This is a genomic window from Acidovorax sp. FW305-C-20-28, assembly GCF_058783375.1.
This window is the reverse complement of record NZ_JBYSYM010000053.1, coordinates 22,143-34,016: the sequence shown is the minus strand read 5'-3', so window position 1 is coordinate 34,016 and position 11,874 is coordinate 22,143. Positions and strand designations below refer to the sequence as shown.

Sequence of the window (11,874 nt, the reverse complement as noted above, 5' to 3'; positions counted from 1 at the left end):
CTTCTCTTTGGTGACTTTCTCTTGGCGACGCAAGAGAAAGTTACTGCGCCGCCGGGCGCACATCCCGGCCTCCGCCCTCAAACAAGGCACGCAGCAAAAAAACCAACAAACAACGATAAGCCACACAACGAAGCTTCCACAGCCCCGCCCGACGCATGATGCATCCATCCCCATTCCGATCAACCCCACGCCAGCGCCCCCGTACCGATTCAAAGAAAATCCCCCAGCGGCCGATGCATCCACGAAAGCACCTCCACCATGACCCTCCCCCACTGGCTCCTCTTCTGCGGCGTCTCCCTGCTGATGTGCTTCACCCCTGGCCCCGCCGTGCTGCTGGCGATTTCCAACTCCATGGACGTGGGGGCCCGGCGCACCGCCTTCAGCTCGGTCGGCAGCTCGGCGGGCATCTACCTGGTCTCGGGCCTGGCGATGCTCGGCATGGGGGCCATCCTCAGTATGTCGGCCAACGCCTTCCTCGTGATGAAGGTGGTGGGCGCGATGTACCTGATCTGGCTGGGCGTCAAGCGCTGGCGCAGCAAGGACGCGCTGATCAGCAGCGATGCAGGCAACGCCGCCCCCACCGACCGGCGCGAGCGCAAGAACTGGCAACTGCTGGTGCAGGGGCTGGGCGTGTCGCTCACCAACCCCAAGTCCATCCTGTTCTTCTCGGCGCTGTTCCCACAATTCATCGTGCCCGGCGAACCGCTGTTCACCCAGTACCTGCTGCTGACCACCACCTTCGCCATCTGCGCGCTGATCTCGCACGCCTTCTACGTGGCGCTGATCTCCCTGGTCAAGCGCCATGTGGTGGCGCGGGCCCGGCTGTTCAACCGCATCGTGGGCGGCACCTTCATCGCGCTGGGCCTGGGCCTGCTGAACACACGGCACAAGCTGGGCTGAACCGACGGCGCCTAGCGAACTTGGCCAATCGGTCGGTCACGCAGCCTGGCGGCCGGGCGCAGGCGAGGCCTGCTGCTGCACCAGCGGCAGCCACAGCACGCAGCACGTGCCGGTGGCCGCGCTGCTGGCCCACGAGAGCCGCGCGCCCAGGGCCTCGGCGCGGCGCAGCTGGTTCTTGAGGCCACGCCCGCGCGCCTGCAGGGCGGCCTGCACGTCAAAGCCCCGGCCGTCGTCGAGCACGCGCACCTCGATTCCGCCATCGCGTTCCTCGCATTCGAGCTGGATGCACGAGGCCTGGGCATGCTTGACGACGTTGGCAAAGCATTCCTGCAGGATGCGCAGCAGGTGCAGCGCGCTGCTGGCGTCGAGCCAGGGCAGCAGGGGAACGTCCTGCACCTCCCAGCGCAAGCCCATGCCCAGGCCCTCCAACCGGGGCGCCAGGCGAAAGCGCAGGGTCGCCAGCAACAGCAGCAGGTCGGCGTCCACGGGCTCCATGGAGTCGATGGCTAGCTTCAGGTCGTCCATGCACTCGGCCAGCACCTGGGCCAGCTCTTCGCTGTCGGCCTTGCCGTGGCGCACCAGGTGCAGGGCACTGGTGAGCGAGGAGCCCAGGCCGTCGTGCATGTCCTGCATCAGGCGCTGGCGCTCCTGCACCAGGGTCTGGCGGTGCTCGACCTCGCGCAGCCGCTCGTAGCTCTGCGCCAGTTCGCTTTCGCGCTCGCGCAGGCTTTGCTCCAGGTGCGTGTTCACCCGCTCCATGCCCGCCAGCGCAGCCAGGTAGCGGTGCAGGACCACGTACGAGAAGATGAAGAACACGCCGATGTTGCTGTAGGCACCCAGGTACATGCCCTCCACACTGACCAGCAGGTTGCTCTGCAACAGCCAGTCATAGCACCCGGCCAGCAGGCTCAAAAGCCCCCAGCCGCCGAGCAGCCCGGCCTCGCTGGAACGGGCATGCCAAGCATCGCGGCAGGCCACGGCGAACAAGGTGGTCCCCAGCACCAGCAGCACCACGTACAGCAAAGGCGATACCACCGCCGCAGCCGGAAGCACCTTGACCATGGGCAGCGTCACGGCGCTCACCAGCACGGTGACCACACTGGCCACCAGGGAGACCGTGCGGTGGCGCACGCCATGCAGGTGGCGCAGAAAGAAGTGCGCGGTCAGCACCAGCCAGAACACTGAATTCACGGTGAGCCAGCCAAACCATTCGTCGCTGATCGGCACCCGGTTCCGGTTCACGAAGTAGTGCAGCGTGCGCACGCAGGCCACGGCCGACATCACGAAGAACAGCAGGTACAGCACCTCGCGCCGGCGCAGCCACACGCCCAGGGCAAAGATGCCCGCGGCCAGGAAGGCGGCGCTGCTCACGGCAGGAAAGTCGGACAGCAGCCACGAGCGCACCTGGTAGCGCCAGTCGATCGCCGCCCGGTTGCCCACCCAGGCCGTGGACAGGGCGCCGCCGGTATGGCGCAGGCGCTGGCCGCGGATCTGTACCTCGCGCACGGCGGGGGCTCCCGCCGTGCTTTGCAGGGGAATCCACAGCGGCAGGTTCACCGCGTTCCACAGGAAATTCGCGTCCGACTGGTACAGCAGCCTGCCATCGCCGTAGACGGCGACCTGGCCGTCGGCTTTCCAGCGTGGCAGATACAGGTACAAGGGGCCGGCGGCCTGCGCAAAGGCCGGAACCGCCAGGCGGTACCAGGTCTCGACCGTCAGGGGCGGGTTCTGCGGAGCGCCCAGCTGCACCTTGGGCGATTCGGCGTAGGGCAGATCGACCGTGGTCCATTCGCCGTCCGCAAGCGGGTCGCCCAGCGCATAGGGCGGGGGCGTGAAGCCCAGGCTCGGGCGCACGAGCATCTGCGCCTGCACGATGTGGTGCGCCGTGGTGCCGTCCGCCGGCTGGGCATGCAGCGCCGTGCCAGACAGCAGGCCTGCCGCCAGAAGAAGAACAAGACGAAGGAAACGGAAGACCGCCGCCACGATGCCCGATCAGATGAGGCCCCGGGCCCGCGCCTCGTAGATCGCCTCTGCCTTGGACCGCACCTTGAGCTTGGCATAGGTGCGCCGCACGAAGGTGAGCACCGTGTGGTGCGAGACCTCCAGCACGCGCGCGATCTCGTCGGCCGTGAAACCCTTGGTGATGTACAGCAGCACCTCGCGCTCGCGGGCGGACAGCGTGACCACACTGCTGGCCTCCGCCGTGTCTGCGTCGGCATGGGCGGCGGGCTCCGAGGCTGGCGCACTGGCCTGCTTGAAGCGCATGAGCACCTGCCTGGCGATCAACGGGCTGATGGGGCTGCCGCCCGCATGCAGGCTGCGGATCTCGCCCACGATGCGTTCGGGCATGCTGTCCTTGAGCAGGTAGCCGCTGGCACCGGCCTCGATCGACTGCAACACATGCGCCTCGTCGCCAAAAGCCGTGCTGACCATCACCGCACAGGCGGGCCACAGCCGCGCGGCCGCGGCGATGGCCTCGATGCCCGAGCCATCGGGCAGGCCCAGGTCCACCAGCAGCACATCGGCCGCCGGCCCCTGGCCCAGCGCCTGGAGCGCCTGTGCCAGCGTGTCGGCCACCCACAGCAGGCGCATGTCGTCCGTCTGCCGGATCGCCGAAGCGACCGCGGCCTGGAACTGCGGATCGTCCTCCACGAGCGCAATCTGGATGCTGGCAGGGCTTGGAAGGGCTGGGGACATGGGCGGAAGGGGCTGGAATCTCTCGGACAGGAAAGGGGCCCGGGGAGTTTCCCACAGCATCGGCTTTTGCGCTGTCCCTAGTTCTAGGGACAAGCGGGCATGCCGCCCGGCCCCGCCGTGCCCCGGCTACGCCCCCGCCAGGGCCAGCGCATCGGCCCCGGCCGGGGTGCGCATGGGGGCCGCCGCGTCCGTCACCGCGCGCCAGACCGCCCGGGCCACGTCGTCGGCGTGCGTCACGGGCGTGGCCGTGTCGCGCACGGCGGCGTACACGCGGTCGCGGAACTCCGCATAGGCCTCGGGCACGCTGCCAACCATGCGCGGCAGCGCGTTCTGGCCAAAGCTGGTGCCAGGCGCGCGCCCGGGCAGCACCAGACGGGTGCGCACGTTGAAGGGCGCCAGCTCCAGCGCCAGCGACTCGGTGAAGGCATTCACCGCGGCCTTGCTGCCGGTGTAGACCGACAGCAGGGGCAAGGGCAGCAGCGTGACACTGGAGGTGACGTTGACCACCACGCCCGCACGGCGCTCACGCATCTGCGGCAGCACGGCCCGGGTCATGGCGATGGTACCCAGGACATTGGTCTCGAACACCTCGCGGGCGTGCTCCATGGCAATGCCCTCCAGAGGCGCGAGCACGCCGATGCCGGCGTTGTTGACCAGCGCGTCGATGGGGCCGGCATCGGCGATGCAGCGGCGGATGCTGTCGGCATCGGCCACATCCAGCGGCAGCACGCGCAGGTGCGGCGAGGCAGGCAGCAGGTCTTCGCTCGGTGTGCGCATGGTGGCGATGACGCGCCAGCCCTGGACCAGGAAGAAGCGGGCCGTCTCCAGGCCGAAGCCGGAGGAGCAGCCCGTGATGAGCACGGTGGATGGGTTGGGCATGGGGTGGACTCCAGCTGGCAAGCAATGAATGAAGGCACCGATGGTAGGAAGGCTCGTCTGGATTGAATACACTCGCCAGTCCATTGTTTTGTCGAAATCGTCCAGCCCCCCATGAATGCTCCGGCCACCGATCCGCTGGCGGAAGTCGTCTCGCTGCTGCGGCCCGCCGCGCCGTTTTCCAAGCTCGTGGTGGCGTCGGCCCCCTGGGCCGTGCGCCGCAGCGAGACCGGGCGGCCGTTCTACTTCGTGGTGCTGCAGGGCAGTTGCCACCTCACGATAGACCGGGTGGACAGCCCCGGGCACAGCGAGACCCTCACGCTGCAGCAGGGGGACTTTGCGCTGATCCCTGCGGCGCGCAGCTTCGCCACCAGCAGCGTGGACCGCGCGCCCCCGCGCGAAGGCGAAACCGTGGACACCCCCATCGTCCCCATGCCCGGCGGCGCGCGCGTGGGCGACCCGGCCGGCGCGGTGGACGTGCGCATGCTGGTAGGCCACTGCGTGTTCGAGTCGCCCGACGCGGCCCTGCTGGTGCCGCTGCTGCCGCAGTGGCTGCACGTGCGCGGCGACCGGCGCCTGGCCACCCTGGTGGAGCTGGTGGGCGACGAGTCGCGCAGCGAGCGGCCCGCACGCGAAATCGTGATGGCGCGCCTGCTGGAGGTGCTGCTGATCGAGGCCCTGCGTTCGTCGGCCCGCACCCAGGCCGCACCCGGCCTGGTGCGGGGCCTGGCCGACCCGCAACTGGCGCTGGCACTGCGCCGCATGCACGAACAGCCCGAGGAGCCGTGGACCATGGGCAGGCTCGCTCAGCAGGCCGCCATGTCGCGCAGCGCATTCTTCGGGCGCTTTCACCGCACGGTGGGCATGGCGCCCATGGAATACCTGCTGGCCTGGCGCATGGCGCTGGCCCGGCAGATGCTGCGCCAGGGGAAGCTGGCCATCGCCGAGATCGCCGAGCAGGTGGGCTACAGCTCGGTCAGCACCTTCGGCGTGGCCTTCACGCGGCATGTGGGCATGCCGCCGGGGCGCTATGCGAAGGAACAGACGGCAGGCGACGCTGCGTAGGCGCTGCCGCCATGCTCGCATTCCCTGAGCGAGGGGTGGGGCGCGGATCCTAAAATTGCAGCACCTGCCAGACAGCCCACCCCACTGCCGGACAGACAGCACCACCCGCCCCTGGGAGGAAAACCACCATGTCCGCATCCCTCATCGCCGCCATGTTCTTCACGGTGGCCCTGCTCGTCACCACGGCCTACTTCATCATGGGCTCCATCCCGCTTCTGGTGCTCAAGCACGATACGCCGCTCGATGCGCGCTTCGTGCGCGCCTTCTTCAATCTGTACTACCGGGCCGCCTTCCTCACCGCAGTGGCCACGGCCATCAGCTTTGCGGCCGCAGGGCGCCCCGGCATCGCCGCGGGTGCCGCGGCGCTGGCGGCACTGGCCATCGTGCTGCGCCGCCAGGTCATCCCCAAGATGGATGCGCTGGGCGCGCAGATCCAGTCGGCCACCGACTATGTGACCGCCATCCCGGGCTTTCGCAGAACGCATGTGACGGCCATACTGATCAACATCGGGCAACTGGCCATCATCGTGTGGACACTGATTGCCTTCAGCAAGTAGAAAGAGTCCTCCAGACCCATGGCAGCCGTCACCGTCGATCCCAGCAAAGTCCACGAATTCACCGACGCCCAGGCCTTCTACACCTGGCTGGGCCGCCACCACGACCAGGAAACCGAGGTCTGGATCAAGATCCACAAGCTGGCCTCGGGCCTGCCCTCCATCACGCCCAAGGAAGCCATCGACGTGGTGCTGTGCTGGGGCTGGATCGATGCCATCCGCAAAGGCCTGGACGACACCAGCTACCTGCAGCGCTACACCCCGCGCGGCAAGAAGAGCGTATGGAGCCAGATCAACGTGGACAACGTGGCCCGGCTGGTCAAGGAAAAACGCATGACGCCGCATGGCCTGGCCCATGTGGATGCGGCCAAGGCCGATGGCCGCTGGGACCGTGCCTACGGCAGTGGCAAGAACCTCAAGATTCCCGACGACCTGCAGGCCGCCATCGACGCCAGCCCCCAGGCGCGCAAGATGCTGGGGACGCTGACCGAGCAGAACCGCTTTGCGCTAGCGTTCCGGGTGCACAACCTCAAGACCCCGGCCGGGCGGCAGAAGAAGATCGCGGCCTTTGTCGACATGCTGGCACGGGGGGAGACGATCTACCCGCAGGGCAGGCAGGCCAAAGCGGCTTCCTGAGCCCGCAGCCGCAGGCTCACGCCGCCTCGCGCGCCCTGCCCCGCGCGGCCTGGGTGTCGCGCACCGGGGGCAGGCCGAACAGGCGCCCGTACTCGCGCGTGAACTGGGGCACGCTCTCATAGCCGACTGCAAACGCCGCCGTGCTGGCGCTCGCGCCTTCGGACAGCATGAGCCGGCGCGCCTCGATCAGGCGCAGCTGCTTCTGGAACTGCAGGGGCGACAGCGAGGTGACGGCCCGGAAATGCTGGTGGAAGGACGAAGGGCTCATGTCCGCCAGCGCGGCCAGGCTCTCCACCGGCAGGGGCTGGGCAAAATCCTTGCGCAGCACGGCCACGGCACGCGCCACGCGCTGGGCATGGCTGCCGGGCCAGCCCAGGCGGCGGATGGCGGCGCCATGCCGGCCGGCCAGCAGCCAGTAGTGCAGCTCGCGCACCAGGGGGGCATGCAGCAGGGGCACGGCCTCGGGCCGCTCCAGCAGGCGCATGAGGCGCAGGGCCACATCGGCCACCTCGTCGTCGGTGGGGTCCACGCGCACGGGGGCATGGTCGCCCAGGGGAGCGGCGCCCATCTGGGCCGAGAGGTCGGCAATCACCGGCAGGCTCAGCTCCAGCGCGATCGACAGGTAGGGGGCGGCCGCGCTGGCGCGGGTGATCTGGCTCACGGTGGGCACGTCGGCGGTGATGAGCAGCGACTCGCCCGCCGAGAAATCAAAGGCCTGCACCCCCATGGTCACCTGCTTGCTGCCCTGCAGCACCAGGCAGACCAGCGGGTGCGAGATGGCGTGCAGCAGCCCGCTGGGCTCGGTGGCACGCACCACCGTCATGCCCGGGATGGCGGTGGGCAGCACGCCGGGATGGTGGGCATGGGCATCGGTGTACCGGGCCACGGCCTGGAACAGCAGGGAAGGTGACGTCATGTGCCGAGCGTAACGCTTTGTAGGAGCTTTGGCACTGATTTTGGAGAATCAGGCAAGGATTGGCGTGGTTTGCGCAACACGGCCAGGGGCTTGCACCAGACACTGGATTCCGTTCAACCAGGAGCCCAGTCATGCCATCCACCACCGCAGCCACCCCCTCCATCACCCTCGTCACCGGCGCCAGCCGGGGCCTGGGCCGCAACACGGCCCTGGCCATCGCGCGCACCGGCGGCGATGTGGTCATCACCTACCACAGCAAGGCCGACGAAGCCCAGGCCGTGGTCGCCGACATCACAGCCCTGGGCCGCAAGGCCGTGGCCCTGCAGCTCGACACGGGCGACGTGGCGAGCTTCGCAGGCTTCACCGAGCGCCTGCGCACCGCGCTGCAGGCCACCTGGGGCCGCAACACCATCGACCACCTGGTGAACAACGCCGGCCATGGCGACTACGCCGCGTTCGCCGAGACGAGCGAGGCGCAGTTCGACCGCCTGGTCGATGTGCACTTCAAGGGGGTGTTCTTCCTCACACAGGCGCTGCTGCCGCTGATCGCCGATGGCGGGCGCATCGTGAACTTCTCGACCGGGCTCACGCGCCTGTCGCTGCCGGGCTACGCGGCCTACGCCGCCGCCAAGGGCGCCGTGGAGGTGCTCACGCGCTACCTGGCCAAGGAGCTGGGCGCACGCGGCATCGCGGTGAATACGGTGGCGCCCGGCGCCATCGAGACCGATTTCGGTGGCGGCGCGGTGCGCGACAACCCCGAGCTGAACCGCCACCTGGCCGGGCTCACGGCCCTGGGCCGCGTGGGCCTGCCCGACGACATCGGCCCCATGGTGGCCAGCCTGCTGGGCGCCAGCAACCGCTGGGTCACCGCCCAGCGCATCGAAGTTTCGGGCGGTCAAGCCCTTTGAGCGCCAGGGCGGCAGGGCGGCGGCAGGCCGCCCTGGCCCGCCTCAGCGCATCTGGACGGAGCCAGACACGGTGACGACCACCTGCGCCTTGCCCGCCTCCACCGGCACGGCGGAGTCGGAGAAGGACGAGGCCTTGGCCTCCATGGCCATCATGCGCGGGCGCGGGCCGGGGGACATTTCGTTGCTGTTCACGGCCACTTCGCGCAGGCTGTAGTTGGCAAAGCCGAAGCCCTTGGCCAGCTCGGCCGCGCGGGCCTTGAACTGCTCGATGGCCTGGGTCTGGGCCTCGGTCTCGACCTTGGCACGGGCCTCGCGCGACAGGGCGAACGCCACCTGGCTGATGGCCATGGTCTGCACCTTGCCGGCCGTGCTGGTGATGCGCGCAAAGTCGCGACCTTCCAGCACCAGCTCCGCACGGCCTTGCCAGCCGTTGATCTTGCCGTCCTTGGCATAGCGCGGGTACAGGCCGAAGGGGCCCGTGCGCACGTCGAGCTGGCCGGTCTGCGCATTGCGCTTGGCCTCGGCCAGGGCGGTGTCGAGCGCCTGCTTGAGCTGGGCCTGCACGGCGCTGGCGTCGGTGCCCTCCTTGCTGGTGGCCAGGGTGACCACCAGCAGGTCCTGCTGCGCCTCCACGGTGCCCGTGGCCGACAGCTGCACCACGTTGCGCAACTCTGGCGGCGCGGTGTTCTGGGCCAGGGCGGCACCAGTGCAGCAGGCCAGCAGGGCGGCGGTGGCAATCAGGCGGGAGGTGATCTTCATAGGGGAAAAGCTTTCGTCAAACATTAGTGGCGCCACGATAACCGCTGGCGCCCACCCTGCCGTGAAGCCCATGCACCGAGTGTGCGAAGCTCCGCAAAACTTGTAACAGTTGGTCAAAGTAGACCCTAAAAACCGAACTTTGCGGCTCCAAGTGGTCAGAATCGGCTCTGTTACAAATTGGACTTGGGATCAACATGGCCACAACAACCAACCGCACCGACAAGATTCTCGTCGTGGACGACGACGCACGCATCCGCGACCTGCTGCGCCGTTACCTCACACAGGAAGGCTTCGAGGTGATGGTCGCCGAAGACGGCAAGGCGCTCAACCGCCTGCTGCTGCGCGAAACGGTGGACCTCATCGTGCTCGACCTGATGATGCCCGGCGAAGACGGCCTGTCCATCTGCCGCCGCCTGCGCGCCGCCAACGACCGCACGCCCATCATCATGCTCACTGCCAAGGGCGAGGACGTGGACCGCATCGTGGGCCTGGAAGTGGGTGCCGACGACTACCTGGGCAAGCCCTTCAACCCGCGCGAACTGCTGGCCCGCGTGCACGCCGTGCTGCGCCGCCGCCCCGCGCAGGAGGCACCAGGCGCCCCCTCGGGCGACAACGAGGTGGTCAACTTCGGCCCCTTCACCTTCGATCTGGGCACCCGCGCCCTGCAGCGCAGCGGCGAGGAGCTGCCCCTGACCACCGGCGAGTTCGCCATGCTCAAGGCCCTGGTGCGCCACCCGCGCCAGCCGCTGTCGCGCGAAAAGCTGGCCCTGCTGGCCCGTGGCCGCGAGTTCGAGCCCTTCGACCGCAGCCTGGATGTGCAGGTCTCGCGCCTGCGCAAGCTCGTCGAGGTGGATGCCGCCGCACCGCGCTACATCCAGACGGTGTGGGGTGTGGGCTATGTGTTCGTGCCGGACGGCACGAGCTGATAATCGAGGGATATGTCCTCCCATACCGGCGCCAAGGGGCGGTCTGCACCGCGCCCTTCCCCCTCCGAGACTGCGCCGACCGAAGCCACCAGCCCCGCACCGCTCGAAGCGGTGCGCCTGGCACGCGAGCAAAAGGCGCGCGTGGGGCTCAACCTGTTCTGGCGCACCTTCTTCCTGCTGGCCTTGCTGCTGGTGGGCAGCATCCTGGCCTGGCTGCAGACGCTGCGCGCGCTCGAGTTCGAGCCGCGCACCCTGCACACGGCGCAGCAGATCGCCTCGCTGGTCAACCTGAGCCGCGCCGCGCTGGTGCACTCGGACGCCATTGCGCGCGTCTCGCTCATCAAGACCATGGCCGACCAGGAGGGTGTGCGCATCCTCCCGCGCGAACCCAAGGACCAGTTCGCCCTGCTCGACGGCACGGCGCTGGGCAACCGCCTCACCGACGAGCTCACCCAGCGCCTGGGGCCCGACACCATCGTGGCCCAGAGCGTGAACGGCGAGCCCGGCCTGTGGGTGGGCTTCAACATCAACGGCGACCCCAACTGGCTGCTGATGGACCGCTCGCGCTTCAGCCCCGCGGGCGGGCGCACCTGGCTGATCTGGCTCATCACCGCGGGCGCGCTGTCGCTGGCGGGGGCGGCCGCCATTGCGCGGCTGATCAACCGGCCGCTCAAGCAGCTGTCGTACGCCGCCAACCGCGTGCGCGACGGCGACTTCGCCGCCAGCCACCTCGATGAAGAAGTGGTCACCAGCGAGATCCGCGAGGTGAACATCGGCTTCAACCGCATGGCGCAAAAACTTGCCAAGCTGGAGCAGGACCGCGCGGTGATGCTGGCGGGCATCTCGCACGACCTGCGCACCCCGCTGGCACGCCTGCGCCTGGAAACCGAGATGAGCGTGAACGACGACGTGGCACGCGAGCACATGGTGGCCGACATCGTGCAGCTCGACGCCACCATCGACAAGTTCCTCGACTATGCACGGCCCGACCACGTGACCCTCACGCCGGTCAACCTGCATGCCGTGGTCTCGTCCTGCGTGTATGCGGTGCAGGACCACCGCGAGCTGCAGATCGGCATGACCATCCCCGAGGACCTGAACGTGCTGGCCGACGAGGTGGAGCTGGCGCGCGTGATCTCCAACCTGCTGGAGAACGCGCGCCGCTACGGCAAGACCGAGGACACCGGTGTGGCCAAGGTGGACATTGCCGCCAAGGGCCGCGAAAACTGGGTGCTGGTGAAGATCCGCGACCACGGCCCGGGCGTGCCGCCCGAGCAGCTGTCCAACCTGACCAAGCCCTTCTTCCGCGGCGACTCGGCCCGCACGGCCGCCGCCGGCGCAGGGCTGGGCCTGTCCATCGTGGACAAGACGGTGCAGCGCATGGGCGGCATCTTCGCGCTGGCCAACAGCAGCACCGGCGGCCTGGTGGCCCACATCCAGCTGCAGCGCGCCAGCGAACTGCCCGACGGCGTGGATCCCAAGCAGCGCCTGCAGCGCCCCGCGGTCAAGCGCCAGTTGCCGCGCCGGCGGGCGGAAGACAAGGTGTAGGGCCTGTTCACACCCATGTCGGGGATCGCGTTGCCCCGCCTGGAGTCTTGATGCAGGACCCCCGCGCTTGCCCGGGATCTACCTTTTCA

General features: G+C 68.6%; 12 protein-coding genes. 7 read left to right on the top strand and 5 right to left on the bottom strand.

Annotated features, from left to right (window positions below):
- Positions 1-258: 258 nt before the first annotated feature.
- Positions 259-900: a LysE family translocator gene (locus tag AC3WOH_RS33055; protein WP_492233566.1), complete on the top strand. Its 642-nt coding sequence runs from the start codon at positions 259-261 to the stop codon at positions 898-900.
- 36 nt (positions 901-936) lie between these two features.
- Here AC3WOH_RS33055 and AC3WOH_RS33050 read toward each other — a convergent pair whose 3' ends face one another.
- The 3 genes from AC3WOH_RS33050 to AC3WOH_RS33040 form a co-directional block, all read right to left on the bottom strand.
- Complete coding sequence (locus AC3WOH_RS33050) at positions 937-2,883, bottom strand: sensor histidine kinase (protein ID WP_492233565.1); 1,947 nt, start codon at positions 2,881-2,883, stop codon at positions 937-939.
- Positions 2,884-2,892: 9 nt separating this feature from the next.
- Positions 2,893-3,597: a response regulator gene (locus AC3WOH_RS33045; RefSeq protein ID WP_492233564.1), complete on the bottom strand. Its 705-nt coding sequence runs from the start codon at positions 3,595-3,597 to the stop codon at positions 2,893-2,895.
- A gap of 126 nt (positions 3,598-3,723) precedes the next feature.
- Complete coding sequence (locus tag AC3WOH_RS33040; protein ID WP_492233563.1) at positions 3,724-4,476, bottom strand: SDR family oxidoreductase; 753 nt, start codon at positions 4,474-4,476, stop codon at positions 3,724-3,726.
- A 111-nt stretch (positions 4,477-4,587) separates the two neighbouring features.
- Between AC3WOH_RS33040 and AC3WOH_RS33035 the strand changes: the two genes are divergently transcribed.
- The 3 genes from AC3WOH_RS33035 (at position 4,588) to AC3WOH_RS33025 (ending at position 6,728) form a co-directional block, all read left to right on the top strand.
- Positions 4,588-5,538, top strand: coding sequence for an AraC family transcriptional regulator (locus AC3WOH_RS33035; RefSeq protein ID WP_492233562.1), 951 nt, complete (start codon positions 4,588-4,590; stop codon positions 5,536-5,538).
- A 128-nt stretch (positions 5,539-5,666) separates the two neighbouring features.
- Entirely contained in the window at positions 5,667-6,095 is a 429-nt protein-coding gene (locus AC3WOH_RS33030; RefSeq protein ID WP_492233561.1) for a hypothetical protein, read from the top strand.
- Between the two features lie 18 nt (positions 6,096-6,113).
- The gene (locus tag AC3WOH_RS33025; RefSeq protein ID WP_492233560.1) at positions 6,114-6,728 is read left to right on the top strand and encodes a YdeI/OmpD-associated family protein; all 615 of its coding nucleotides are present in this window, start codon (positions 6,114-6,116) and stop codon (positions 6,726-6,728) included.
- A 16-nt stretch (positions 6,729-6,744) separates the two neighbouring features.
- Here AC3WOH_RS33025 and AC3WOH_RS33020 read toward each other — a convergent pair whose 3' ends face one another.
- The gene (locus AC3WOH_RS33020; protein ID WP_492233559.1) at positions 6,745-7,644 is read right to left on the bottom strand and encodes an AraC family transcriptional regulator; all 900 of its coding nucleotides are present in this window, start codon (positions 7,642-7,644) and stop codon (positions 6,745-6,747) included.
- Between the two features lie 131 nt (positions 7,645-7,775).
- Here AC3WOH_RS33020 and AC3WOH_RS33015 point away from each other — a divergent pair, with 131 nt between their 5' ends.
- Entirely contained in the window at positions 7,776-8,552 is a 777-nt protein-coding gene (locus tag AC3WOH_RS33015; RefSeq protein ID WP_492233558.1) for an SDR family oxidoreductase, read from the top strand.
- Positions 8,553-8,594: 42 nt separating this feature from the next.
- Here the strand turns inward: AC3WOH_RS33015 and AC3WOH_RS33010 are convergent, their stop codons facing one another.
- Positions 8,595-9,311, bottom strand: coding sequence for an SIMPL domain-containing protein (locus AC3WOH_RS33010; RefSeq protein ID WP_492233557.1), 717 nt, complete (start codon positions 9,309-9,311; stop codon positions 8,595-8,597).
- Positions 9,312-9,505: 194 nt separating this feature from the next.
- On the opposite strand from AC3WOH_RS33010, the gene ompR reads away from it, so the two are divergent.
- Together ompR and AC3WOH_RS33000 are read left to right on the top strand one after the other, a co-directional pair.
- The gene (gene ompR, locus AC3WOH_RS33005) at positions 9,506-10,237 is read left to right on the top strand and encodes an osmolarity response regulator transcription factor OmpR (RefSeq protein ID WP_007859588.1); all 732 of its coding nucleotides are present in this window, start codon (positions 9,506-9,508) and stop codon (positions 10,235-10,237) included.
- Between the two features lie 12 nt (positions 10,238-10,249).
- Positions 10,250-11,785 (top strand): sensor histidine kinase, encoded by a 1,536-nt coding sequence (locus AC3WOH_RS33000; protein ID WP_492233556.1) that lies wholly within the window; start codon positions 10,250-10,252, stop codon positions 11,783-11,785.
- Positions 11,786-11,874 lie beyond the last annotated feature (89 nt).